Raw genomic sequence first — 24,528 nt, forward strand, 5'->3', positions numbered from 1 at the left:
GCACGATTCACGCACGATTCACGCACGATTTATTCATAATTATTCGCTTTATTCTCCTAATCTATCAAAAAAAACTACCTTACGTGCGAAATAATTCTTCTAATAATTTTGCGAGTTTTAGGTTTCGAACCTATTATAGCAAAAAGAGAGACACAGAACTATGCAGCATCACTGCATAGCCCAATGTCTCTCTTATTTGTCAATATTAATTATGTCCCTAGTCTTCAACTCGACTTCAATACATTCATCCTTAATGACCACTCCCTCGACCAATCGATTCGTCAAACCCTCACCATACTCCTCCAGACGAGTGTGCTGAGTTTTCAAAAAAGCTTTGATGTCTGACCAGCGTCTCCGCTTCTCTTCATTGGTTGCATTCTCAATTAAAAGTTGCTGTTTCCTTTCTCGAAGTTTAAATATTCGCTCTGCTATGCGTTCATAGTCTTCTTTCTGATTTGCAAATTGATATAATTGTTTTTGTAAATCGTGTAACTGATTATCAACATCTTCCGCTGTTTCATCGTATTTGTTATTAAGAACTTGGGTAATATTTTTCTCCAAAACTTTCAAGTAGTTACCTTTATCTCCTATGAACTCATTAATCGCCTCTAATACTGCTTCATGAAGGAGATCTTCCTTAACCGTTCTCGCCTGACATTGCGTATGGTCAGTAAGGCGAGTCACACACCGCCAGACAGTCGCTTTACTTCCTCGACTGTTCCATTTTACTCGTCTAAAAATATCCCCACAGTGTTCACAAATTACTTTGCCTGATAAGGCATACTTTCCTTGGTACACTCGCTTCTGTTTTCGTTTGCCTGAATATAAGTTGCTTCTCCTAGCCTTTTCTTGTTGAGCCAGATTGAATACTTCTTTTGATACAATGGGTTCATGGTTATCTTCAATATAGTATTGAGGCACTGTCCCGTCATTCTTCACCCTCTCTTTAGTTAAGCAATCCACCGTGTAGGTCTTTTGCAACAAAGCGTCGCCCATATACTTCTCGTTACTGATGATTCGATTAATATCGTTACCGCTCCATATCAATCGACCAGAACCTGTTAATATCCCATCCTCCATCAACCCTCTAGCAATAATTCCTGTTCCCTTACCTTCCAAATATTCTTTGAATATTCGTTTGACCACTTTGGCTTGTTTCTCATTGATAATCAGATGCCCCGTCTCATCTGTATCATAGCCTAGAAAGTTCGTTGTGTTGAATCGAACCTGTCCCGCCTGATAACGATATTGCAGTCCTAACTTAATATTTTTACTGATTGATTCACTTTCTTGTTGAGCCAAGGATGCCATGATGGTAATGAGTATCTCACCAGTGGAGTCTAAAGTATTGATATTTTCCTTCTCAAAAAATACAGCGACTCTTTTCTCCTTCAACTGTCTAATATAATTTAAGCAGTCAACAGTGTTTCTCGCAAACCGGCTGATGGACTTTGTAATAATCAAATCGATTTCTCCAGCCATACACTCATCAATCATCCGATTAAACTCTTTTCGGTTCTTTGTATTTGTCCCGGTTATCCCTTCATCTGCAAATATATCAACCAACTGCCATTCAGGATTCTTACTAATATAATTCGTATAGTGATTTACTTGGGTGGTAAAGCTCCCGGCTTGTTCTTCACTTTCAGTCGACACTCGGCAATATGCGGCAACTCTTAACTTCCCTCTATTTGAGTCTTCTGAATCTGTTTTTATCCTTCTTCTGGCAGGGATATAAATGATATTACTTTGTTTCTCCTTCATTCAATCACCTCGATTAACTGATAATACTGTTCTGCTTCTTCTATCGGATTTGACTTTTTAACTGTTCCTTTTTTCCATTGGAAATTTTGAGATATTATTATTTTATGTGTTTTAGGTTCAAAGTTCCTACCTAACTGATTACAACGCTTTTGTCTTTCAACTTGTACTTGATCAAAAAGCTCTTGGTTAATTAGTTGAGGATAAACCTCTGTTCCTAAATACACTTCATGTCTTAGAAGTCTTCCTAAAGCACCATGGTACTTATCAATCCCTGCTTTGTTCCCAGCAGTTTTAATTGCATCACCTTCTATATAGTATTGAAATAATTCTAGCAGTTGCTTTGCTTCTACCTCATCAACCGCAATATTCCCATCAACCATTTTATAACCAAAGTAAAGTCGTGCCATTACACCATCACCCTTTCTGCTAGTTTCAATCCAGAAGTCAATTCAAAAACAACCTGATCTCGACTAACTACATGAATTTTTTTGACATATCGTTCCATCAAATCATCTTCATATCGAGTAAAGTATTCCCTTCGGTCCAGTGCATAATATAATTCTTTTAATTCTTGTAACTGATAGCTATATTGATGCTCTTTTGAATCGATACGACGTAACTTTGCATAGATGCGCTTTTTTTCTTTTAACAAATGATTCTCTTCTTCATAAAAGAAAGCCTGATAAATAATGTCAGCTTCAACTAACTTGGTAAGTTCATATAATTTATCTTGAACCTCTTTTAGTTCATCAGACAAATTATCTCTTTTTGAAGCCGCCTTAGGATCTAATTGACTTAACTTTCGGATAGTTTGTTCAAGAATTTCTTTTCTTCCAAAAATCAACTTGTTAAGCATAGTGATAAAAGCCACTCTGAGATGAGACTCCTTAATGAACTTTATTCCACAAAGTTCAGGGTTTTTTAATTGATTAGAACAAGCCCAAGCAATATAGCTCCTTTCCCCAGAAATATAGTGGGTACGTCTGACAAAATTTGCGCCGCATTGATTACATTGAATTTTCCCAGATAAAGAATACCTATTGTTATATACTTTGGTATCCTTATTCAAAATTTGTTCACGACGCTCTTCAATGAGTATCTGTACTTGATCAAATATCTCTCTCGATATAAGTGGGGCATGCATTCCTTCGACATACATCATCTCTACTTCAAAATCATTCCAATGTCTCTTAAAATTATCATCCGTATAAGTCTTTTGAAACAATGCGTCTCCGATATACCTCTCATTTTTTAGGATATACATCACTGAATTATCACGCCACTCCTTACCTCTATCTGGCTTAATTCCTAAATCATTCAAACGCTTCGCAATAACATAGGTTCCATCACCAGATAAGTACCAAGTGAAAATAGATTTAACAATAGATGCCTTTTCTTCATTTACAACCAACTGTCCATCAGATATATCATATCCAAATGGTGCTACCGAGTGCTTATAACTCCCGTTCTCAATTCTCTTTTTAAAGGACCATTTATTATTTTCAGATATTGATTTTGACTCACTTTCAGTTAATGCGCTAAGCATAGACAGTAATAACTCACTATCCATTTGTTGAGTGTTCAAACCTTCTTTATCAAAGTGAATTGCCACATCCAATGAACTTAATTCTCGAACAGTTTCTAGGCATTCAGTCAAATTTCTCGCAAAACGAGAGATAGATTTCGTAATGATTAAGTCGATCATTCCCTGTCGACAATCGTCCAATAACCTTTGAAGTCCGTCTCGATTAACCATAGAAGTACCAGATATTCCCTCGTCAGCGTAAATACCAACAGAGGTCCATTCCTTATGATCCTGAAATAGTTTCTGATAATGAGCTTCCTGTGCCTCAAAAGACTCCATTTGTGCATCGGTTGATGTTGATACTCTGATGTAAGCCGCAACTCTTATTTTCCTGACTTTTTTAACTACTGTACCTTTAATTTTAGTGACTTTTTTCATGAGACACCTCCTTTCGTATGTGACATGTTACCTCTAAAACAGCTATACATCAACGTTTTTTACATCAATTCCCCTAGGTACGGCTGATACTTTTCTATCAGTTTTGCTTTAACGATTTTAAATTCTGACTGGCTAATAACTTCAGCATCCAACATACTTTGGATAATTTTCATACTTTGAATAAAATAGATTTCATTCATCGCTTCAATTTTAGTTATCGCTTGTTGCATTTAACCACCTCCACCTCTCCTAGGACATTCAGAGTGGTTTTGAGTAATTCCCTCTACTATTAGCCAGGAGAAGTGACAAAAAACTGGGCCAAAAAAAGCCTACACGATCCAAATGATCATGTAGGCAAAAAATCTATTACTTATTAAATTGTCCGTAGGCAACTGTTGGCGTTCCAGCACTTACATATTGAGTTGTCCCCTCATAAGATTCATATTTCAACCAAATAAAGCCGCCTGCTTCAACAACCTCATCAAAACTTACTTTTTCACCTGGTTGATACTTTGCCGGTACTTTACCATAGGCACCCGGTTGATTTCTAACATTTACGGTTTCAGAAAAAGTAAATTCACCTTTAGAGGGTACAACTTGCCCTAACTGCTTCACTTGGTTATTAATTTTTTGTACCTTATCAGGTGCTTGTACATATAGCTTAGTCTCTGGAAAAATTAAATTCTTGTTCTCTATATTATTCCAGAGAACTAAATCATCAACGCTTACTTTGTGATTTTTCGCAATTTTAGAAAGTGTATCTCCTACTTGTACCGTATAAGTATTACTAACTAACACCGCACCATCATCAATTTTTGAATTTGACATGGCCTTGCTGTCTTTAACAGATTTTCCGAGGTTTGCCAAATCTCGTTTAAACTGATGCCATTTTGCCCAATTGTTCCACTGCCAATTCCCTGGACACATTTTTCCCGACGCATCATAATGTCGGATCACTCGACTGTCTGGAATATTATATTTCTCTTGTAAGTGCTTAGTTAATAACAACATCTGCTCATATGTTTTAGGATGGAAATCCCAAAACCACACATTCTTTCCTGTCGTTGTATCCTGGCACCCTTCAATCCCAATGGAATTATTATTCGTTGCTCCTACACGATGATAACCATTATATTGGCCTAAGCCCGATGAATATCCATCACCAATATGCCAAGCAGGAGTATCATCTTCAACCACTTGAATAATCTGTTTAGGGTCGACAAAATAATGAGCAGATGCTGACCGATAAGTATATCTAAAATAATCAGCATTAGCTTGTGCTTGACCACTTGCCCCCACAAAATGAATAACAATCCATTGAGGTCGGTTAGCTCCTTTGGCACCTCGATTCACTTTGGTTAAATCTTTTTTAATCAGATACAATTTTGCCATTATATTCCCTCCTTATCTTGTTCATTTATTTCTTCTCTATGCAATTGTTTCAGCGATGTTGTCAGCTTCGTTGGTATAGGTAAACCTAGTGCGGCTGAATTTTCAATAATAGATAGGCCCTCGTTTGCTATATAAAAGAAAATTACTGCTGTTCGAATAACATCATTGGCGTCAGGTACCACAAAAGTATCAATCAAATGTGCTACACCTACCAAGATAAAAATCATAATTTTGCGAGCGATCCCTCGAAATCCAATAGTGCTCGATAGTTTTCGCTCTACTCCTGCCCGTAGCAGACCTGTCACATAATCTGCCACCACAAATGCCACTAAAGCATAAAGAAAGCCATCGGGTGAGCCTAGATACCAGCCTAATACTGCTCCTAAACTCATCGCGATGACTTCAAAATATTTTATACATGCTCTCATACACTTTCCTCCACTTCAGTTAAGGTATAGGTAATTTTCATCGTCTTATCCGCAGTCTTTAAGACTGGAGTCGATAAATTATTAATCGTTCCTAAATAAGGCGTATGAAGATATAAAGTTTTATAAAAAAGTGAACTGCTATAAGAAGTTGACAAATAATAGCCTAATCGATAAGGACCTATTTCAATTAGTGGTGTTGAAATGTGTGACAATCCCTCCCCCTTAATTGGGATCACACGATCATTTTCATCGAGCATGAAATCATAACAACGAATATAATTTCCCCACTTATATATATGATTTCGTGCGTCTGCTCCGGATGTAAACCTTGATTTAAAACCTAAGTCTATACTTGATATATCCACAGGGTTATTTATATTTATTTTATATATCCGAGTAAAATCAGAACTTGGTACAAATAAATAGCCTCGTTCAATTAGACTGCAGATGGATCGATTTAAATGACCGGTATTTGAACGACTGTAGGTTCCTGGAGAATATATTGATACTCCTTCCAACAGCCAAGTATCAATCGATGATGTATAGTCCTGCTTATTAACTTTTAATCGATTCATCGTTGTTCTATTATTTTTTGAGTCATTTTGAACAGCAAAACCATAATAGAAACCATCTTTCCCATCAAGAAAACCAGGATAAGTGGAATGAGCGATACCGTTATAAAATGCCGTTAAATCAATCGTTTTTCGCTCAATTATCTGGGGAGAGAGAGCAGTAACTGTGTCATTAAGACCTATACTCAACATAGGTTCATAAACCTTCATAATATCAATCGTTTTATCAGCTTTGTGAACGAAAGAAACAAAAGTATTAGTAGCAGGGTCTGCTTCAACCATTCCAATGAATAGTTCTGCATCTTCAACTGATAAATTTTTTGAATGACGGCTCAATTGTATGAAAGAATTGCCAGAAGCTTCCGCATCTCCGTAATAGGATTTACCTCCTTGATAATGAGTTAATGCTAAAGAGGAAATTCTTCCATTTCCTTGGGAAGTAGAAAAGTCCCAAACAAATTTATAACCATTATCCAAGATTATTGATTCAGTTTGATTTAAGCTTCCTCTTTTTGGATTTTCAGTTGCACTCACATCATTCGAAGCATAGCCTATAATCTGATTAAGCGTTGAAGCGTAATACTCATTAGGGTTCTCCACTAAAGCTTCTTCAAATAATAAAATGCCTCCAAAGCAATTGTTTGCTATGGGAAAAATCTCCTGATCAAATCGACCCGACGAAGATTGCCCCATAGGATACAAGAGCCCTGAAGGGTTAAAACGAAAAATATCCGCAACGGCATTCGTTACAAGATTTTCTTCTTTAATAATTTCTTTTTCTTGAGTATGAATATTCTCCAACTCAATCACTGTTTGTCCTTTATACATTTTCCACCTCCACAGATACTACTTCTTGCCAACCTTTTAATGCAAGACTGTTTGGAACGTAACGATTCACAGATTCATCAAACACATTGGATTGAGGTTGATGTAGACCAATTTGATAGTCTTCAAATAATTTCCTTTGATACAACATACCTTGACTTAATGACACTTTATTCCACCATTCAGTCACTTCCAATTTCCCATCCCAAACCTCAGTAGTTCCTAACGACTGACCACTGATAGCCGCAATCGCATAATCTTTTTCAATACGTACATTCCCACTATCCAAGCGCATCATGACTGAAAAACTATTCATTGTTTTCTCCTGCAGATTGGATAATGGATAAAATAAATTGAGTACATGTTGACCATTTGAGTATGTTTCAATTGGTACGTGATAATCTATTCGCTCATGATTCAAAATATAAGTCACAATAACATTAGTCGGCACTTCTTTTTCCTCAACCATTTCATACACCACTGATTCAATAGGTGGATCTGATCCTGTTGTTACTGGAGACAAACTCACTTGTTTCTTCTCCTCAACAGCAGTGGTTGTCACATCCAACAATATGGAAGCATTAAACAAAGCTTCTGTTTCTTTATCTGAAGCAAAATCAATCCTGATGACAGGCATTTCTTCAGTAGTTAAGTCGAATGCTTTGGAATTGCTGTAAGAATGAACAATCATATGTTCCGACTCAATTCGATTTAAGATACCAACAAGATTCTTATCATGCTTACTTTTACTTTGAGAATAATAGGGGTTCTTACCAACACCTGAAATTCGATGTTTACCGTTAATTTTATATTCAATACTGGTTATAAGACATCTAACAACCTCTCCCTCATATAAATGCTCAATCATATCCGCAGGGTCTAAGCTTGGATTGCCTATTGTTGTTGCATCAAAAGGTGTATAAGAGATCTGGCTAACAGCTTCTAATAACCTCTGACACATCCGTTCTCTTTTTTCAGGTAGTCCTAACTGCATAAATGGATTGACCCCTAAATTCATAGTCAAACCTGTATCTTGTTTTAAGGCATAATATTCTGCCCATTTGGTTTTCATATTGGTTGAGTTAATAGCTGTGTAATAAGTTTTAAAATCTGAAACACTCGAATCAAATCGATGTTTAGCTTCAATTTGTGTTACTGGTGTCGTTCCATACTGTTTAAGAACTAAGCGTCCATAACGGTCAATCAAAGCTATGCTTCCTAGAGTAGATGCTAAATAATGAAGTAAATCTCGATAGGTTTCAATATCATGTTCTGGATAAATAGACAGCATTTCAGTCCCATTAGGTAAAATCAGTACTTGTGCTTCAGTCATACCAAGCTGCACTCGGCATCTTTCACAAATAAATGTTAATAATTCAAAGGCAGTACCAAAAGTCTCTTTGACAGTAAAGCGTCGATCAAATCGCAACATGAAATCAAATCCTTTGAGTTCTAATCGCTTCTTCGACCGATTCGCTTCACTCACTTCAAAGATCCCCGTAGGAATAGACTCCTGAGTCCCATCATCAAAGTGCAAATGATACCTTAACGAAATTTGTGCTCCCTCTAATCGATAACGGTCCACATTAGTAAATAAACTCAAACCAAACTCTGAAGCATAAACAGATCCTAATTCTAATTCTGAAGAACCTGAGCAAGATCGCTGAATATACCCTGTACCTTTTAATATCTCTTTGTCGGTAAAGTCTATCGTCTCACCGTCACGAAGGTAGAGTTTACCTGACCAAGAAAACTTTCTGGATGGCTGATTAATTACTTCTTGAAATCGTTTCGTAGTCAGCTGCATCTTCTACCTCCTTAATATTCAGACAAAGTAAAAGACACTTCCCATAAACCTTTATAGGAAGTATCTTTAATTAGCTTGACTGAAAAACCCTCAATATACATATTACTTGTTTTAAGTTCCAAGGATTCTGTATCCAAATACCTAACTTGAAGCATCGAATTCTGCTTCAAACCTGAAAAAGTCTTTACCCACTGGGGACTACAATTAAAAGTGACACCAATCGATACTACTCCATGACGAACAATATCTCGTTGAATAGTACCTGCTTCAGTTTCTCCTCCGGTTTCTGCTTCAATATCTCGGTATTCCAACACATAAGAAGTTGGCAAAGGTAAAGTAATACTATTAATGATCAAATAGACTTGATGACTCACTATCTACCACCACTCCTTATATTTTGTCGCATCTGTGCATTGACAATCACCTCATCGAGTAAAGTTCCACCTAGATAAACCGGAATAATCAAATCGCCTTGATTTTGGTTAGAAGTTGTTAGTTTATTAACTAATGATTCGATATCGCTATTAGCGCCTGATGTTGATGGTGAGATTCTAGCATGACTTAGAGCTGGTACTTGAGGGGTTAGTATCATATCTTGGGCTACTCTTTCCATAGACCCCTTAACTAAATTACGAGACTTATCAATCCCTTTCGATAAACCTTCCATAAAGTCAGGCATCCATGATTCATAGTCCGTCAAAGGACCAATTTCTGGAACTGAGAAGTGAAGATAGGACCAAATGATTTCAGCAATATTTTTCACTGAATTGATAAGGTGACCAATTGCATTATTGATTCCATTTACAATCCCAATGATCAAATCCCATCCCCAAGTTCCTGCTTGAGAAACTATATCTCTTATGAAATTCACTGCCCCCATAAATCCTTGGTAAATAATATCTTGTAAACTACTCATCGCATTCACACTATTATTTAAAATAGAGTTAAATGCATCAACAACATAGGAAATCGCTGTCCCCAATACATTACCAATAAATGAAACAATATTATTCCAAGCACTTGATATAAACTGACCAATTCCATTCATGACAGTGCTAATAGTAGAACTGATTCCCTGCCATATATTTTGAATTAGGTTAAACAAACTATTTAGAATATTGCGAGTCGTTTGAGTAATACTATTCCACGTATTTACAATAAATTGACCAATTCCATTTAATATTTGCACCGTCACTTGCTGGATAGATTGCCAGGTAGAAGTTAAGAACTTGATCAATCCATTCCATATTGTTTGAGTTGTAGCAAGAATATTTTGCCAAGACGATTGAATGAATTGACCAAGATTTGAAAGGAAATCAGACATGAAATTAGAGAAATCATTCCATAATGCTTTTCCACCTTCAAGAGTATTAGTCCAAAGCTGAGATAAAAAGTCACTTATCGCATTCCATGCAACAATCGTAGCTTCTTTTATCGTCTTCCAAATTGCTGTGACACCTTCCCGAAAAGCTTCAGAATTATTCCATAACAGAACAATCGCTGTGATAATGGCTCCAATAGCTAAAGGTATAGGACCAATTGCAGCAATTACCGCACCAATCGCTGGCACTAGGCTTCCAGTTATAAATGACGCAATCCCACTAAACATTCCAATGAGTTTAGGCCCATATATCATAATGGAACCCAGTCCAGTCATCATCTGGCCTACAATGATCAGTAAGGGACCAATTGCTGCTACTAACACTAGAATTACTGCCACTACTCCTTTAATGGGTCCTGGTAAAGCATTAATAGCATTCACAAAACCATTTAATCCACGAACGATGGCTCGGACTGCTGGCATCAAAATATCCCCAAAAGAAATAGCTAATTCTTCTAATGCAGACATTAATTCTTCCAATTCTCCCTCAAGATTATCTTGCATTGTTTTCGCCATCGACTCAGCGGCACCATCAGCATTGATGATCGAATTCGTCAACTTATCTACATCCGCAGGCGCCGCATTCATAATCGCAAGAAAACCAGACATCGCTTGCTTACCTACCAATAATTCAGCATTAGCAACTTGCTCAGCTTCGGTCATATCAGAAAATGCAACTCGTAAATCTGTCATAATTTCAGTAAGGCCACGCATACTACCATCCATATTGGTGGTTTGTACCATCACCTCTCCAAAGGATGAACTTGTTAATACCAAGTCACCTTGAAGTTCAGTCATAATGGTTCGAAGCGAGGTCCCTGCTTGAGAAGACTTGATCCCTGCGTTAGCCATCAATCCGATAGCCAAAGCAGTATCCTCAATGGTATATCCAAGTGCTCCTGCAATCGGAGCCGCATATTTAAATGTCTCCCCCATCATGGAAACATTGGTGTTGGCATTTGAAGATGCAGCTGCAAGTACGTCTGCAAAACGAGCAGAGTCAGATGCTTGTAAACCAAAAGCAGTCAAGGCATCGGTAATAATATCTGAGGTTGAAGCTAAATCTTCTCCCGAAGCAGCGGCTAAGTTCATGACCCCATCAATACCACTAATCATGTCTGACGTTTTCCAACCTGCCATAGCCATATAATTCATCGCTTCAGCTGCATCCGTTGCAGAAAACTTCGTCTTAGCACCCATTTCACGCGCTTTATCTCGGAGTTGATCAAATTCCTCACCAGTTGCACCTGAAATAGCCAACACTTTACTCATCGCAGAGTCAAAGTCAGAAGATGTCTTCACTGCAGCTATTCCCATTCCTGTTATAGCCGCAGTCACTGGCATCATTTTCTGACCAGCTGATTTCATTTTTTCTCCGGTAGCTTGAATTTTTTCTCCAGCAATTGATATATTTGCCAAAGTGTTATTTGAACTATGTGCTTGTTTCTCTAAAGACTTTAATGCTTCTTCTGTTTCAATAATTTCACGTTGGAGTGCATCATATTGCTCTTGAGAGATGGTTCCTTGAGCTAGTGCCTGATTAGCACTTTGCTGAGCTTCTTTGAGAGTAGATAGTTTATTCTTTGTTTCATCGACCGCTTGTCCTAGTAATTTATGTTTTTGGACAAGTAATTCAGTATTTCCTGGGTCCAACTTCAAAAGTTTGTTAACATCCCTTAGTTGAGACTCTGTATTTTTAATTTGTTTGTTAACATCTTTTAAGGCATCTTGGAGTTTGGTTGTATCCCCACCAATCTCAACAGTAATACCTTTAATTCGTTTAGACATACAACCACCTCCCTAAAATCGATCAAAATCATCTTGAGTGGCTACTTGTTGATATGAAAACTCATCATTGCTATTCTCAATAAACAAATCATTCACCAAGCCAATCGACAACATCTCTAAGTCAGCCATTGAGAGACCGAGTTGCACTGCTCTTAAGATAAAGAGCGGGGTACTCATTTCCCTTTCGGTGGCTTGTACTTTTTTCGCTGTTGTGCTTCACTTTGTACATTCAATCCCCATAGCTCGATTAACTGCGGTAATACTTGATAAATGGAAAAGGTATTAAATTGTTCTAGCCACTCAGACGTATCTTCACAGATTTTAGGATCTGCATGCTTGGCCATCACAAAAGCAATATTTTCAAAAATTTCTAAAGAGTCGATGTCCAACTTAGATTGTTCTTCATCATTTTCTTTAACACCTTTCTCTAATTGAGATAAATCCTTGAATATATCACGCCCATACTTTAATCGATAAATTCTTGGAATCGCAGCCGATGCTTTAAACGCAACCTCTTTTCCATCTATTTCAATTATTCGTTTGATCGCCATAATTAAACACCGGTCCCTTCAGGTGGTGTAACTACAGTTGACTCAACCGGTAAATATACATTCTTGTACCAAGTATCATAAGTTTCTTGAGTCGTTTCATTACCCGTTCTAGCTTTCACAAATCCATTCGCTAACGGTCGTGCTGAAATAGTCAATGTTTCTGGTTGAACTTCACGAGATTCCTCATTAGTTTTACCTTCAATCCCTGGTCTAGCTGCTGAACAGTTATACATAACATGACGAATTTTATGCTTATCTCCATCGAATTCGAATAGTAAAGCAAAGTTAGCAGTTTCTGAATTAGCATTTTCTACTAAGACTTGATTTGCATCGACACTTTCTTTCAAAACATCGATACGAAATGATTCTGGAATTAAAGCCACTTCAAAATCGCCATCGTATCCCATATTGTTAGAGATGGTATAATACTCAATCCCATCTGCATAAAAAGATTCTGGTTCACCATTTGGATTTAATGAAATAGATACTGCCCCAGGCATCGGAACAGGAATGCCAAAATTATAGCCTTCATCTGTTTTAGTAATGAGCGAATAATGCACATTACAAACGTTAAATTTTACTTTATTTTTCATAATCTACCTCCAAAGTAAATTGATATAAGACTTCATAAAGCTTCTCGGACTCTATGTAAACCTCAGACTTGTTATAAAAAATGCCATAACGATCCAGAACATCTTCGACAGTTTGTTCTAGCGTTACGGCTTTTTTATCGGTATATAATTCAATGTTGACTTGATTCTTTTTCAAGTAGACCCTTCCATCTGCAGAGAAATTATCTGACCCAGTATAGAGATAGCAGATAAAGGGCGGATTAGGTGCATTCCCTTCCCCAAAATGATCATAAGCATAAGGTAAGTTTATCTCTTTTAGCATATTCACAACTTTTTTCATTCACTCACCCTTTCAGAGCTTTTTCAATATTTTCTTGAAGTTGCTTAACTCCCAATTCCTCAGCTGGAAGAATATGCGGGATGGCTTTAGTTCTACCTCCACCTCTTTTAGCATGTCCATGTTCTAATAAATGTGCAAGCTGATATCGGTTCTTTGAGTGAACAACTAAGGATAATTGTGTTGCTGTTTCTCGCTCAGTTTTGACAGACCATGATTTTTGATAATCACCAGACTTTTTGGGTGCATTGGCTTTTATTTCTTTACGTACGGTCTGTCCTGACTTTTTAACTGCATCTTTCATCGAATCCGTCGCTAAGTCCGCATACTCTGTTAGACCTTTCATAATTTCATCTGCGAGTTGATCAATTTTTACTCTACTCATCGTTCTGCCTTCTTTGCATAAAGTTTCAATGTCTTATTCTGATAATTCATAAAATCAACTCGCTTAATATCATAGAGTTCGTCCTCAAATAAGATCCGACAATCCGTTGTAGCAATATCTTTCAGTTTTGGTGCATAACGAACGGTGAAGATTAAATCACTGCGGTCCACTACCATCCCTGCGACAGTAACCTCCCCACCTGATTGTCCCCTTGAATCCACCCGCGCATAACAACAATAATAATCTTCCCACTGGTTTTCCCAGTTACCAATCTCATCTTGAATGGAGACGGATTTTTGGATTGTCAGTCTCACATTTAACTTTGAGATTTCCATCAGAATCCCTCCTGACGTACTCCAAATAAAAGTGCCCGCAAAGTTAGTATCAACTCATGGTAGTCGGCTTCTTCACGGTGTTCATAAAAATAGGCGATGACATATAATATAGCTAAGCGGGCATGGGGATTCGTTTCCAATTTCTCAACGGAATCACTGCGAATCACATCTAAGCAGAGAGCCAAGGCCGAGTCAATTAAACTCTGAATTAATTGATCTTCATGATCATCATCCACTCTTAAATACACTTTAACCTCATTCAGAGACAGCATTAGCCTGCCCCACCAATGGATAAGATTTGAACCGCTTCAGGTAAGACCAGCTTTCCATCCACACGTTCTTTCGCAACAAACCCAACCATACCATTACCCGCAAATAACTCTTTTAACTCTTGGAATGAACGAATACCTCGGTCTCCAATGTTATAGTAAGAGAAATCACCAAACGCAATGGCAGGTTTTCCTTTTTCTACTTCAGGAGCAAAAGCAGACGTATAGACCGGATAACCCAAGAGACGATCTGGTTCACCTTGTTGGTAAGATGGTTGCCAGATATAAGCACCATTGTTATCTTTCAATTTGCGCAATACCGCTAAAGTAGAGTCATTTAGGATAAAAACTGCATTTTTACGATATGGACGTTTTAAGGCATAAACTAAACTTAGAATATCATCTGAAGTGATCTTTTCATTAGTCGTCGTAACTGCAACTTCTCCTCCACCTGTCGGGGCAAAAATCCCTAATGGTTTATTAACCCCATCACCATTTAAGAAAGATTGTTCTTCAGCATTAGCTAATGCTTTGGAGAATGAATCCATCAAATAATTTTCTAAATTAAACGCATTGTCATACAGCAATTCCTCAGTAACTTTGATAGCTACATGTAGCTTATGTGCATCTAAAACCACTTGATCAAAGGTTGCATCACCAAAAGTTAATGCTTCTCCTTCTTCAATCCAAGCAGCTGCAGGTTTCGTTCCAGCGATATTAATCTTATGCTCACCAGAAGTTTGGATTACAGTACCTAACTTACGAAGAATATTTTCTTGTTCTAAGCCTTGAATCAAGCGTTCATCGTATTCTTCTGGTACTAAATACCCACCTTGAGTATCAATCCCTTCTTGAAGTACATTTGAAATATTACGGAAGTTTGAACGGAAAGCTTTCAGCATCGCTTGTTTATATTCATCACGTGCACGACCTGTCTTTTCCGGTTCATTTGAATTACCAGGCATTGACGTGAGTGGTTTTGAAGTCGGTTGTGCTAAAGTTTGATCCATTTGTTTTTCACGCTCCATTCGCTTAATTTCACGAGTATAATTTTCAATTTCTGCTTCCATCTGCGCATAGACTTGGTGGTCTTCTTCAGACATTAAGCCCTTCTCATCACGATGGTTTTCGACAAATTCCTTAGCTTTATTCCAAGCCTCACTACGTTTCTCAATTAACTGTTGCATCATTTGTTTTACCCCCATTGATTTTTCATTAACTCTAATCGACTCACTAATTCATTGGCAGAAACTGAACGACTCTCTTTTACTTTAGTTAGAAGTGAATTCGTAACTGCCTTTCTTGAAAATAACATCTTAGGCTGAGTTTCTTCAAATTCTAATCTTGGTGAAGCTGTCAGAACCGAATCACAAAAACCTAACTCCATAGCTTTTCCAACATCCATCCAAGTCTCCGCATCCATCAATTCAGACAAGCGTTGTCTTGATAAACCTGTCTTTTTCTCATAAGCATTAATAATTGATTCTTTAAAGGAAGCTAACATCTCCTTAGCTTTCTCCATCTCAACATGGTCCCCTATCGCAACCGTCATGGGGTTATGAATCATCATCATAGATACTGGACTCATATAAATCGTATCCCCAGCCATCGCAATTACTGAAGCGGCTGATGCAGCAATTCCATCAATCTTTACAGTTACATGATCTGGGTACTCCAATAACATGTTATAAATTTGAGCTCCTGCAATTACATCCCCTCCAGGCGAGTTGATCCAAACTACAATATCCCGATCACTTGCGAACAATTCTTCGCGAAACATTTCAGGTGTCACATCATCCTCAAACCAAGATTCCTCAGCAATTGTCCCGTTTAAATATAGGATTCTTTCTTCTAAGTCTTCCGGTTCTTTAAAGTTCCAAAACTTCTTATTCTTCACTCTTTAAGTCACGCTCCTTACTTTGATAAAACGATCCCGCCTTATCTAAAGGCAACATATTCCCATTCACCAGGTATAAGTCCCCTCCATCCTCTTTAGAGATAAGATCTAAATTCTCTAAGGTACGAATATCGTTTGCCGACATCCAACCGTTTTGACGGGCCGTGGCATAACCATTCATTCGACTTTCATAATCACCTCGTAGTAAACCATCCACATTGAACTTGATAAAATACTTCTTCTTATCCTTATTAGGAATTAAAGAACGGTTCAATGCTTGTTCCCATCTTAAAACCCAAGGATCTAAGGTATACTTCACAAATTCTAAGGACTGTTGTTCTATATTAGAAAAGCTCGATTTCTCCAAGTCACCAACCATGTGTGGTGGCACTCGGAAAATTCGAGCAATCTCGTTAATTTGAAATTTTCTTGTTTCTAAAAACTGTGCTTGTTCCGGAGATATTGAAATCGGAGTGTACTTCATTCCTTCCTCTAACACAGCAATCTTGTTAGAGTTACTTGAACCTCCAAAGGACTGTGACCATGAATTACGAACTCTTTCTGGATCTTTGATGATGCCTGGATGTTCTAAGACCCCTCCAGGTTGAGCACCATTAGCAAAAAACTTAGCCCCATATTCCTCGGTGGCCATCGCCATCCCAATCGCATTTTTAGCCATCGCTATTGGAGAATAACCAATTAAACCATCAAATCCTAATCCTGGAATATGTAAGACATCAAAAGAGAATAACTGAACTTTTCCATCCTCATGGAAATATTCGTAAATAATCTCTTTGGTTTCTTTGTCTCTAGCCACTCGCATCTTATTTGGCATCAAAGGATAAATCGAAATGACTTCTCCTTTTCCATTCCGGATAATTTGAGCATAGGCATTCCCCCATAAAAGTAAGTGGGTCATCAAAGTTTCCCTCAAAATAAAGGAGGTCATTTCAGAATTAGGCTCATCGTGTAGAATGAAGTAAAGTGGATGGTTCTTGGCCTTTTCCTTATTTCCATTCTCATTCGTCAAATATAAATGTAGCGGAAGTCCTGCAACTGATTCCGCCAAAATTCTCACACAAGCGTAGACTGCTGTCATTTGCATAGCTGATCGTTCATTAACATTTTTCCCAGCAGAACTATTTCCAAAATAGAAACGGTTATTAGGAATTGTACTATTCTCAACCGGACTTCTAATTAATTTAGACCACAACTGTCTTAATGGATTCATAGGTCACCTCCTCATCAAATTAAAAATAAACCTCGCTCATCGTAGACAGACTCCACTTGATTCACTCCGTATCTCAATGCTCGATCAAGTGCCATCACTGTCGCAACTACACCATCAATTTTTTCTGTAGATTTTTCCTTATCTGGCTTAATATTTCCAGCTGGGTCAGTTCGAATGTAAATGTTATCCATCATCCATCGAAGAACTGGATGCCCAGCATGAGCAAATCGCTTCTCTAGTGCAATCTTCATTAACTCTTTTGTTGGTGGACTCATATCTTTAAAGCCTTGACCAAAAGGCACAACTGTAAAGCCCATACCTTCTAAATTTTGGACCATTTGAACAGCACCCCAACGGTCAAAAGCTATCTCACGAATATTATATTTAGTACCTAGTTCTTCGATGAATTGTTCGATAAAACCATAGTGCACCACATTTCCCTCTGTGGTTAGTAGATGTCCTTCTTTTTGCCATAAGTCATAATTGACATGATCCCGGGCCACTCGTAATTCTAAATTATCTTCAGGCAACCAAAAGTATGGGAGGATATAGTATTTATCGTCTTCATCTTCTGGTGGAAAGACTAAAACAAATGCCGTTATATCAGATGTACTAGACAAATCTAACCCTCCATAACAAAGACGACCTTCTAAATCTTTCGGATCAAAAGCAAAATCACAGGCATCCCAAACATCCATTGGCATCCAGCGAACAGTTTGTTTCACCCATTGATTTAAACGTAGTTGTCTAAACGCATTTTCTTCAGCTGGATTTTGCTTAGCGGACTCGCAAGCTGCATGAACTTTATCCATTTGAACAGTAATGCCTAAAGAAGGATTGGCTTTCTTCCAAACTTCCGGATCTGTCCAATCATCTTCTTTTTCTGCACCATAAATAACTGGATAAAATGTTGGGTCAGTTTTACGACCTTCTAAAATATCCTCTGCTTTTGAATGAGTTTCATAACAAATTGACTGAGTATCTGTACCAGCAGTCGTAATCAAAAAGTACAAAGGCTGTGTTCTCGCATCTCCTGAACCCTTTGTCATAACATCAAATAATTTTCTGTTTGGCTGCGTATGTAACTCATCAAATACGACTCCATGGATATTAAAACCATGTTTTGAATAAGCTTCAGCTGATAAGACTTGATAGAATGAGTTTGTCGGCTGATAAATAATTCGTTTCTGAGAAGTAAGTATCTTAACGCGCTTACTTAAGGCGGGACACATGCGAACCATATCGGCAGCCACATCAAAAACAATCATGGCTTGTTGACGGTCAGCAGCACACCCATAAACCTCAGCACGTTCCTCACCATCACCACAGGTTAGAAGTAGGGCTATCGCAGCAGCCAACTCACTCTTACCTTGTTTCTTTGGTATTTCAATGTAAGCCGTATTAAACTGGCGATGCCCATCTGCTTTAAGAATGCCAAATAAGTCTCGAATAATTCTTTCTTGCCAATCAATCAACTCGAATGGTTTCCCAGCCCAACGACCTTTAGTGTGTGTCAAAGCTTCAATAAAACTCACAGCAAAGTCAGCACTATCATGGTCGTAGTAAGAATCTTCTGCCATAAACTCTGACGGTTCATAGTTCTTTAACTTTCGAATGATTCTCAACTCCTTAATTTTGAGTAAAAAAATAACCACTTGGTCAGTGGTATACGAGAAAAAGAGCTGACGCTCCTTTTTGTATAATTTATTTTGCGATTTTAACTTCTACTTTCTTGAGAAGGATTGCCGCCTTAATTCCTGGTAATTCTCCTCGAGAATTGTAGTCACAAATCATGTTTCTAGTTTCAAGTTCTAGCATGCCTTCAACTTCATATCCTCTTTGGTTAAATCCCCATAAATTCTTCATTAAGGCGGTTGAGTGGTCTGTTATCGTAAATTCTCCAACCCCAAATTCTTCAAGGCAATGTACAATTTCCTTAATCGAACCTTCTCTTAATATGTCGCTTAAGTTTAATTTCTAAAAATTTGCCCTTTTTTGTGTGCATATAGGCACTTAAAAAGTCAATTGGGTATCTTTGGTTTCTCCAGTCGAGTAATTCAATGATAGCATCTAATTTTTCATGGTTAATTTCCTCCATTTTTATTGTGTCCATATTCCCGTACAAACACATCAATAGCAAGGAATACCAATCTTTTAGATGCATCAATCGTTGATTAACTCTACTTCATCCACCCTATCAATCACATTCAGGGAAGAACCATTATCCCATTGGACTAGCAAAGACCCAATATCGTCAACCCCAATTACCGTTCCTGTCGTTCCAATAGGCGGGGCTTGTGTGTCGTCCATTTTAATCAAACGAACTCGATTCCCCACCGGATACTTCTTTTTTAATTGAGCAACACGTCCCTTTAGTATTTTAATCACCTCCAGGTCTATATATCACTCAAGAGTGACTATAAATCAAGTCATAAGAGCTATTGATTGACTAATTGGTACATTGAGTTTCCAATAGACAAAACTCTGGCATAATAATGAGTTGGATACCATATTTAAAATTTCATTGTTCATTCACTTATCCCCCAAGTTTTATCGTTAATCACATATTAGATTTGTAAGTCCTCTATATCAAGTGTCTTCAACGATTCCTCGTAAGATAAATATCACGCAAGGTAAAGCTACCCCATTACCCCATAATTTATACTCCGCAGAATCTGTGTGGGGATTGGCTAACCATTTCCGAATTTGTTTTTCTGTCTTCGATCGTTTGAGTTTTCTTACTCGTTTATCCATTTCAAAGACTTGTTGCCAAAAAATAAGTTCTTCATAACTAGGATTTATTTCTTCCAAACCATCACACCAACCATCCGGAAATCCCTGTAATCTTCCACACTCTTGCGGTGTAAGCCGCCTAACTTGAGGTTGATTGACTACCGGGGGATCCTTATAATTACAAGCGACTAAGGGGTCAGTAATGCCTTGCCTGGCTCTAGTAAAATGTGAGTTTTTACTTAATATAAATATTTCCTCAACTATTGCTAACCCACCTTGATTTTGCGCAGGATGATTTCCTGATGTATCAATCGTTCGACTGACATCACATGGATAAATATTGTGTCTTGCATTGCGTGTATTTTCGGAAGTTTGTCGAACGTCATAAACAACAAAAGGTTGATTATTTCCGCCTGTCCCAAGTTTTCTTGATAAAGTGGGCACTTGGTTCAAAGGACCTTTATAACGACTATCTTGGCTATGATTTTCAAAAATATAAGGTGGTGAACCGCCACTTGCTTTTAATGTTCCTGATTTTTCTTTATAGATATCCATCAGTTTGCCACCTTGGTCGTTTAAGCAGATTGTTTCTCCAGTGCTTGTTTCAAGACCTCGGGGATTTCCTTGCCCTTCAGTTTCGCTCGTCTTAAAATCCCTTGACAGGCTTGCGGACTCAAATAATATGTCTCTTGCACGTTCTCCATCAAAATCTGCGACAAGGAAGACTCGACGACGACGTTGGGGCACTCCGAAGTATTGAGCGTCAAGAACTCGGTAAGCAATGGACCATCCGTCTCCCATAAGGTAGTCGCTGTAGGGCCACTTTCCGTTTTCAGGCATAGGCACCGTGGGATACGATCCTTTGACTTGGATAACTGCATCCAAAACGGATTGGAAGTCGACTCCTTTATTTGATGAGAATGCGCCATAGACATTCTCCCATATGATATACCTTGGTTTTGTGTCATTGGTAGCTGCCCTCATTTCTTTAATGATACGTACTGCTTCATAGAATAAATTCGATTGGCTCCCTTGAAGTCCTTGTCGACCTCCTGCAATTGATAAGTCCTGACAAGGACTTCCAAAGGAAATGATGTCAACTGCAGGAATACTAGCACCATTCAGTTGTGTTATATCACCTAAATGTTGGACTTCCGGTAATCGTTTAGTAGTAACACGAATTGCAAATGGTTCAATTTCTGAAGCCCATATTGGTTTGACTCCTACGAATTTAGCGGCTAAGGGAAAACCACCGGAACCATCAAATAATGAACCTAAAGTAAGGCTAGTCATCTTGCAACTCCTCAATTTCTGTAAATAAAAAGCTGACTCCATCCCTTTCTACAGAGACTTCATCAGATTTACCAATTAATTCTATATATCGTTTTATAATGACATCCGCAAACTTTTCATCCAGTTCAATCGTGTAACAAATACGATTCGTTTGTTCACAGGCCATTAAAGTCGAGCCACTTCCGCCAAATGGATCTAGAACAATGGCATTTGAAGTAGACGAATTCATTATGGGATAAGATAACAGAGGAATCGGCTTCATCGTTGGATGGTCAGTATTACGCTTAGGTTTATCATATTCCCAGATGGTTGTTTCTTTACGACCGGAATACCATAAATGTTTCCCTTTCTTCTTCCAACCAAAGAGAATCGGTTCATGTTGCCATTGGTATGGCGAGCGTCCTAATACGAGTGATTCTTTCTTCCAAATACAAGTACCCGATAGATAAAACCCAGCTTCTTGAAAAGCTCGTCTAAAGTTAAACCCTTCAGTATCCGCATGAAATACATAAATCGATGCTTCATTAGTCATTACCTTTTCCATTTGAGTGAAAGCAACTAACAAGAATTCATAAAAGGCTTGATTCTCCATTTTATCGTTCTTTATCTTGCCAGCGGCTCCCTCGTAATCGACATTATAGGGCGGGTCAGTGACAACCAGATTTGCTTGTTTATCTTTCATCAATCTTTCATATGACTCTATTTTTGTAGAATCGCCTACCAGTAATCGGTGCTTTCCTAACGTCCATACGTCACCTAGTTTAGACATCGCGGGCTTTTTTAGTTCTTCTTCCACATCGAAGTTGTCGTCTTCAATACCATCTGTAAGAGAATCTTTAAAGAGTTCATCCAATTCAGCGATATCAAATCCTGTGAGCGAGACATCAAAATAAGAGGCCTCTAAATCGGTAATCAAGCTCATGAGTTTATCTTCGTCCCAAGATCCAGATATCTTATTCAAAGCAACGTTCAGTGCTTTCTCCTTGGATTCATCGATATCAATAATCACACACTCAATCTCTTGATAACCTAAGTCTTGCATCACTTTTAAGCGTTGATGCCCACCCACAATTCGACCTGTCTGTTTATTCCAAATAATCGGTTCGACATAACCAAATGTTTCAATGGATCGCTTTAACTTTTCATATTCAGCATCACCAGGTTGGAGGTCTTTTCTTGGATTGTAGTCCGCTGGAATTAAATCGGTAAGTTTTTTCTTTTTAACCTGCATATTCTTCCAGAGCCTCCTTTATTTTGTATGACTCGAAGGTTCTTTCCCACAGATAAATGAACGAAGAAAAATGACCGTAACGAGCTGTTCTACGGTATTTTGGTTTACGCAAATCTAGGAAGTCAATAATCGCTCCTGGTTTCAAATTAAAATATCGTTGCGTAAAATCCGTTAGCACTTCATCACTATATTCAGCCGTGCCGTGTGACGAAACTTGTACCATCACAGGTCTTGCTTTACCAATCACATAGGACAGTGAAACAGAGCATTCTGAACATATGTCTGCTTTTACAAAATTCTTCGCAATATAACGTGCCATATAAGCCGCAGAACGGTCTACTTTACTTGGATCTTTCCCAGAAAAAGCACCACCACCATGAGCGACAAATCCTCCATAAGTATCTACCATAATTTTTCGACCTGTTAAACCAGTATCTGCAGTAGGTCCTCCTGTTATAAATCGACCAGAGGGATTGATTAGAATAGCCGTATCTTCATCAATCGGGTATCCATCAAATATTGGTAAAATCACTTCAGAAATTAGTTCGCTTCTTAATTGATGCAAATCTTTATCCTCATCATGTTGAACAGAAATTAGTATGGTATGCACATGTTTAAGTCTATTTCCATCATATTCTAGTGTCACTTGAGATTTCCCATCAGAATGAATGCCACCAATCACACCATCCACCCGCAAAGTATCAAGTCGCTTACATAATTTATGCGCCAACTCTAATGCTAACGGTAAGTATGAATTTGTTTCATTGGTCGCGTAACCATACACCGTTCCTTGGTCGCCAGCACCAAGTAAATTATATGAGGTCTTTTCGCCTTGTCTAGCTTCTAATGATTGATTAACGGCAGATGCGATATCAGCACTTTGCTTATTGATTAAGTTATAAACCTCAAAGTCATTAGGGTTATACCCACTCTCCCAAAGAGCTACCTCGACCACATCGAATACATTTACTTCTTCACTGGTTGAAATCTCACCGGCTAGAATGATTTTTCCGTCGGTTGCTAAAACTTCACAGGCGACTCTAGCATTGGGATCATATAATAAGCATCTATCTAAGACTGAATCTGCAATGTAATCACACAACTTATCAGGATGCCCCATACACACACTTTCTGCAGTTTTGAACATTATCCATTTCCTTTCTTTCTTAACAATCGCTCCATGGTATCTTCCATTGGGTTACCCACATAAGCTGTTGTTGAATTTTGTTTTACGATTTCAAAAATCTCATACCAAATGAGACTCGCTTGTTTTTGATAGTTTTGACTCATCCCAACAAAAGGACTTGCGATAGCTCCACCTGTTGTCGGGTGTTTTCCTAACAAACCAAAGGTTGAGATAGCTTCTTCACATTGAATGTAACGTGCCATGGCTTGTGAGTATGTTTCAATAAGTCGCTTATTAACCAAGCGTTCACACCCTCTGTCCCGTAACCATTCCCAAGTTTCAATATATATTTCATCGGCACCTAGATCTGTGCCATCACGTTGTTTGGCTGAAAGGTACTCTGAAGGGTTCGGCATTTCAATCCCTTGATGGTTACCTCCCACTTCTAAATCATCTACAGACAAAGGATTAGGTTGAAAGTCAGGTAGATCGATTACATGCGCTTCCTTGCCTTTGGATAGTTTATCCACTAGAGCTTCTGGTTTTTCACCTGAACGTGGGCGCCTTCCACCACGTCGAGTTCCATCCCGCGCCATAAATATTACCTCCTTTGACAGCTAATCCTTTATACCCCCCTTTGAACTGATT

At 38.2% G+C, this 24,528-nt stretch carries 26 protein-coding genes and 1 pseudogene; all 27 read right to left on the minus strand.

Annotation, left to right across the window (positions count from 1 at the left end):
- Positions 1-192: 192 nt before the first annotated feature.
- The 27 genes and pseudogenes from HMPREF9707_RS08165 to HMPREF9707_RS08285 all read right to left on the minus strand — a co-directional run bounded on the left by HMPREF9707_RS08165 (position 193) and on the right by HMPREF9707_RS08285 (position 24,476).
- The gene (locus HMPREF9707_RS08165; RefSeq protein WP_006702227.1) at positions 193-1,764 is read right to left on the minus strand and encodes a recombinase family protein; all 1,572 of its coding nucleotides are present in this window, start codon (positions 1,762-1,764) and stop codon (positions 193-195) included.
- Complete coding sequence (locus HMPREF9707_RS08170) at positions 1,761-2,171, minus strand: hypothetical protein (protein WP_006702228.1); 411 nt, start codon at positions 2,169-2,171, stop codon at positions 1,761-1,763. The genes HMPREF9707_RS08165 and HMPREF9707_RS08170 overlap by 4 nt, the downstream gene beginning before the upstream one ends.
- Entirely contained in the window at positions 2,171-3,727 is a 1,557-nt protein-coding gene (locus tag HMPREF9707_RS08175) for a recombinase family protein (protein WP_006702229.1), read from the minus strand. The genes HMPREF9707_RS08170 and HMPREF9707_RS08175 overlap by 1 nt, the downstream gene beginning before the upstream one ends.
- A 59-nt stretch (positions 3,728-3,786) precedes the next feature.
- Positions 3,787-3,957, minus strand: coding sequence for an SHOCT domain-containing protein (locus tag HMPREF9707_RS09030; protein ID WP_006702230.1), 171 nt, complete (start codon positions 3,955-3,957; stop codon positions 3,787-3,789).
- A 136-nt stretch (positions 3,958-4,093) separates the two neighbouring features.
- Positions 4,094-5,119, minus strand: a complete 1,026-nt coding sequence (locus HMPREF9707_RS08180; RefSeq protein ID WP_006702231.1) for an N-acetylmuramoyl-L-alanine amidase — start codon at positions 5,117-5,119, stop codon at positions 4,094-4,096.
- Positions 5,119-5,547, minus strand: a complete 429-nt coding sequence (locus HMPREF9707_RS08185) for a phage holin family protein (protein WP_006702232.1) — start codon at positions 5,545-5,547, stop codon at positions 5,119-5,121. The genes HMPREF9707_RS08180 and HMPREF9707_RS08185 overlap by 1 nt, the downstream gene beginning before the upstream one ends.
- The gene (locus tag HMPREF9707_RS08190) at positions 5,544-6,947 is read right to left on the minus strand and encodes a hypothetical protein (protein WP_006702233.1); all 1,404 of its coding nucleotides are present in this window, start codon (positions 6,945-6,947) and stop codon (positions 5,544-5,546) included. The genes HMPREF9707_RS08185 and HMPREF9707_RS08190 overlap by 4 nt, the downstream gene beginning before the upstream one ends.
- On the minus strand, positions 6,940-8,751 hold the full coding sequence (locus tag HMPREF9707_RS08195) for a hypothetical protein (RefSeq protein ID WP_006702234.1): 1,812 nt from the start codon (positions 8,749-8,751) through the stop codon (positions 6,940-6,942). Before HMPREF9707_RS08195 ends, HMPREF9707_RS08190 begins: the two co-directional genes overlap by 8 nt.
- A gap of 11 nt (positions 8,752-8,762) precedes the next feature.
- Positions 8,763-9,125, minus strand: a complete 363-nt coding sequence (locus HMPREF9707_RS08200; RefSeq protein ID WP_006702235.1) for a hypothetical protein — start codon at positions 9,123-9,125, stop codon at positions 8,763-8,765.
- Positions 9,125-11,920, minus strand: a complete 2,796-nt coding sequence (locus HMPREF9707_RS08205) for a phage tail tape measure protein (protein ID WP_006702236.1) — start codon at positions 11,918-11,920, stop codon at positions 9,125-9,127. Before HMPREF9707_RS08205 ends, HMPREF9707_RS08200 begins: the two co-directional genes overlap by 1 nt.
- A gap of 12 nt (positions 11,921-11,932) precedes the next feature.
- The gene (locus HMPREF9707_RS09145; protein WP_006702237.1) at positions 11,933-12,097 is read right to left on the minus strand and encodes a hypothetical protein; all 165 of its coding nucleotides are present in this window, start codon (positions 12,095-12,097) and stop codon (positions 11,933-11,935) included.
- Complete coding sequence (locus HMPREF9707_RS08210; protein WP_006702238.1) at positions 12,094-12,471, minus strand: hypothetical protein; 378 nt, start codon at positions 12,469-12,471, stop codon at positions 12,094-12,096. The genes HMPREF9707_RS09145 and HMPREF9707_RS08210 overlap by 4 nt, the downstream gene beginning before the upstream one ends.
- A gap of 2 nt (positions 12,472-12,473) precedes the next feature.
- On the minus strand, positions 12,474-13,064 hold the full coding sequence (locus HMPREF9707_RS08215; protein ID WP_006702239.1) for a major tail protein: 591 nt from the start codon (positions 13,062-13,064) through the stop codon (positions 12,474-12,476).
- A complete protein-coding gene (locus HMPREF9707_RS08220) occupies positions 13,054-13,383 on the minus strand; it encodes an LAGLIDADG family homing endonuclease (RefSeq protein WP_006702240.1) in 330 nt (109 codons plus the stop codon). Before HMPREF9707_RS08220 ends, HMPREF9707_RS08215 begins: the two co-directional genes overlap by 11 nt.
- A 4-nt stretch (positions 13,384-13,387) precedes the next feature.
- Positions 13,388-13,765 (minus strand): HK97 gp10 family phage protein, encoded by a 378-nt coding sequence (locus tag HMPREF9707_RS08225; protein ID WP_006702241.1) that lies wholly within the window; start codon positions 13,763-13,765, stop codon positions 13,388-13,390.
- A complete protein-coding gene (locus tag HMPREF9707_RS08230) occupies positions 13,762-14,100 on the minus strand; it encodes a phage head closure protein (protein ID WP_006702242.1) in 339 nt (112 codons plus the stop codon). Before HMPREF9707_RS08230 ends, HMPREF9707_RS08225 begins: the two co-directional genes overlap by 4 nt.
- Positions 14,100-14,372 (minus strand): head-tail connector protein, encoded by a 273-nt coding sequence (locus HMPREF9707_RS08235; protein WP_006702243.1) that lies wholly within the window; start codon positions 14,370-14,372, stop codon positions 14,100-14,102. Before HMPREF9707_RS08235 ends, HMPREF9707_RS08230 begins: the two co-directional genes overlap by 1 nt.
- Positions 14,372-15,559 (minus strand): phage major capsid protein, encoded by a 1,188-nt coding sequence (locus HMPREF9707_RS08240; RefSeq protein ID WP_006702244.1) that lies wholly within the window; start codon positions 15,557-15,559, stop codon positions 14,372-14,374. Before HMPREF9707_RS08240 ends, HMPREF9707_RS08235 begins: the two co-directional genes overlap by 1 nt.
- Before the next feature lie 5 nt (positions 15,560-15,564).
- Positions 15,565-16,266 (minus strand): head maturation protease, ClpP-related, encoded by a 702-nt coding sequence (locus HMPREF9707_RS08245; RefSeq protein WP_006702245.1) that lies wholly within the window; start codon positions 16,264-16,266, stop codon positions 15,565-15,567.
- The gene (locus tag HMPREF9707_RS08250; RefSeq protein WP_006702246.1) at positions 16,256-17,497 is read right to left on the minus strand and encodes a phage portal protein; all 1,242 of its coding nucleotides are present in this window, start codon (positions 17,495-17,497) and stop codon (positions 16,256-16,258) included. The genes HMPREF9707_RS08245 and HMPREF9707_RS08250 overlap by 11 nt, the downstream gene beginning before the upstream one ends.
- 14 nt (positions 17,498-17,511) lie before the next feature.
- Entirely contained in the window at positions 17,512-19,113 is a 1,602-nt protein-coding gene (locus tag HMPREF9707_RS08255; RefSeq protein ID WP_040443531.1) for a terminase large subunit, read from the minus strand.
- 88 nt (positions 19,114-19,201) lie between these two features.
- A pseudogene (locus HMPREF9707_RS09355) lies at positions 19,202-19,459 on the minus strand (DUF7698 family protein); the annotation flags it as partial.
- Between the two features lie 201 nt (positions 19,460-19,660).
- Positions 19,661-19,876: a DUF4314 domain-containing protein gene (locus tag HMPREF9707_RS08265; protein ID WP_198003506.1), complete on the minus strand. Its 216-nt coding sequence runs from the start codon at positions 19,874-19,876 to the stop codon at positions 19,661-19,663.
- Between the two features lie 210 nt (positions 19,877-20,086).
- Positions 20,087-21,523, minus strand: coding sequence for a DNA cytosine methyltransferase (locus HMPREF9707_RS08270; RefSeq protein ID WP_006702249.1), 1,437 nt, complete (start codon positions 21,521-21,523; stop codon positions 20,087-20,089).
- Positions 21,516-22,754, minus strand: coding sequence for a site-specific DNA-methyltransferase (locus HMPREF9707_RS08275; RefSeq protein WP_006702250.1), 1,239 nt, complete (start codon positions 22,752-22,754; stop codon positions 21,516-21,518). The genes HMPREF9707_RS08270 and HMPREF9707_RS08275 overlap by 8 nt, the downstream gene beginning before the upstream one ends.
- The gene (metK, locus tag HMPREF9707_RS08280) at positions 22,744-23,901 is read right to left on the minus strand and encodes a methionine adenosyltransferase (protein WP_006702251.1); all 1,158 of its coding nucleotides are present in this window, start codon (positions 23,899-23,901) and stop codon (positions 22,744-22,746) included. Before metK ends, HMPREF9707_RS08275 begins: the two co-directional genes overlap by 11 nt.
- The gene (locus HMPREF9707_RS08285; RefSeq protein ID WP_006702252.1) at positions 23,901-24,476 is read right to left on the minus strand and encodes a hypothetical protein; all 576 of its coding nucleotides are present in this window, start codon (positions 24,474-24,476) and stop codon (positions 23,901-23,903) included. Before HMPREF9707_RS08285 ends, metK begins: the two co-directional genes overlap by 1 nt.
- Positions 24,477-24,528 lie beyond the last annotated feature (52 nt).

The organism is Falseniella ignava CCUG 37419, from assembly GCF_000301055.1.
Lineage (GTDB): Bacteria > Bacillota > Bacilli > Lactobacillales > Aerococcaceae > Falseniella > Falseniella ignava.

What these genes read in the sequence shown, in the direction of transcription:
- HMPREF9707_RS08165 (WP_006702227.1), bottom strand. Translation starts at nt 1,764, where the DNA reads ATGAAGGAGAAACAAAGTAATATCATTTATATCCCTGCCAGAAGAAGG.
- HMPREF9707_RS08170 (WP_006702228.1), bottom strand. Translation starts at nt 2,171, where the DNA reads ATGGCACGACTTTACTTTGGTTATAAAATGGTTGATGGGAATATTGCG.
- HMPREF9707_RS08175 (WP_006702229.1), bottom strand. Translation starts at nt 3,727, where the DNA reads ATGAAAAAAGTCACTAAAATTAAAGGTACAGTAGTTAAAAAAGTCAGG.
- HMPREF9707_RS09030 (WP_006702230.1), bottom strand. Translation starts at nt 3,957, where the DNA reads ATGCAACAAGCGATAACTAAAATTGAAGCGATGAATGAAATCTATTTT.
- HMPREF9707_RS08180 (WP_006702231.1), bottom strand. Translation starts at nt 5,119, where the DNA reads ATGGCAAAATTGTATCTGATTAAAAAAGATTTAACCAAAGTGAATCGA.
- HMPREF9707_RS08185 (WP_006702232.1), bottom strand. Translation starts at nt 5,547, where the DNA reads ATGAGAGCATGTATAAAATATTTTGAAGTCATCGCGATGAGTTTAGGA.
- HMPREF9707_RS08190 (WP_006702233.1), bottom strand. Translation starts at nt 6,947, where the DNA reads ATGTATAAAGGACAAACAGTGATTGAGTTGGAGAATATTCATACTCAA.
- HMPREF9707_RS08195 (WP_006702234.1), bottom strand. Translation starts at nt 8,751, where the DNA reads ATGCAGCTGACTACGAAACGATTTCAAGAAGTAATTAATCAGCCATCC.
- HMPREF9707_RS08205 (WP_006702236.1), bottom strand. Translation starts at nt 11,920, where the DNA reads ATGTCTAAACGAATTAAAGGTATTACTGTTGAGATTGGTGGGGATACA.
- HMPREF9707_RS09145 (WP_006702237.1), bottom strand. Translation starts at nt 12,097, where the DNA reads ATGAGTACCCCGCTCTTTATCTTAAGAGCAGTGCAACTCGGTCTCTCA.
- HMPREF9707_RS08210 (WP_006702238.1), bottom strand. Translation starts at nt 12,471, where the DNA reads ATGGCGATCAAACGAATAATTGAAATAGATGGAAAAGAGGTTGCGTTT.
- HMPREF9707_RS08215 (WP_006702239.1), bottom strand. Translation starts at nt 13,064, where the DNA reads ATGAAAAATAAAGTAAAATTTAACGTTTGTAATGTGCATTATTCGCTC.
- HMPREF9707_RS08220 (WP_006702240.1), bottom strand. Translation starts at nt 13,383, where the DNA reads ATGAAAAAAGTTGTGAATATGCTAAAAGAGATAAACTTACCTTATGCT.
- HMPREF9707_RS08225 (WP_006702241.1), bottom strand. Translation starts at nt 13,765, where the DNA reads ATGAGTAGAGTAAAAATTGATCAACTCGCAGATGAAATTATGAAAGGT.
- HMPREF9707_RS08230 (WP_006702242.1), bottom strand. Translation starts at nt 14,100, where the DNA reads ATGGAAATCTCAAAGTTAAATGTGAGACTGACAATCCAAAAATCCGTC.
- HMPREF9707_RS08235 (WP_006702243.1), bottom strand. Translation starts at nt 14,372, where the DNA reads ATGCTGTCTCTGAATGAGGTTAAAGTGTATTTAAGAGTGGATGATGAT.
- HMPREF9707_RS08240 (WP_006702244.1), bottom strand. Translation starts at nt 15,559, where the DNA reads ATGATGCAACAGTTAATTGAGAAACGTAGTGAGGCTTGGAATAAAGCT.
- HMPREF9707_RS08250 (WP_006702246.1), bottom strand. Translation starts at nt 17,497, where the DNA reads ATGAATCCATTAAGACAGTTGTGGTCTAAATTAATTAGAAGTCCGGTT.
- HMPREF9707_RS08270 (WP_006702249.1), bottom strand. Translation starts at nt 21,523, where the DNA reads ATGACTAGCCTTACTTTAGGTTCATTATTTGATGGTTCCGGTGGTTTT.
- HMPREF9707_RS08275 (WP_006702250.1), bottom strand. Translation starts at nt 22,754, where the DNA reads ATGCAGGTTAAAAAGAAAAAACTTACCGATTTAATTCCAGCGGACTAC.
- metK (WP_006702251.1), bottom strand. Translation starts at nt 23,901, where the DNA reads ATGTTCAAAACTGCAGAAAGTGTGTGTATGGGGCATCCTGATAAGTTG.
- HMPREF9707_RS08285 (WP_006702252.1), bottom strand. Translation starts at nt 24,476, where the DNA reads ATGGCGCGGGATGGAACTCGACGTGGTGGAAGGCGCCCACGTTCAGGT.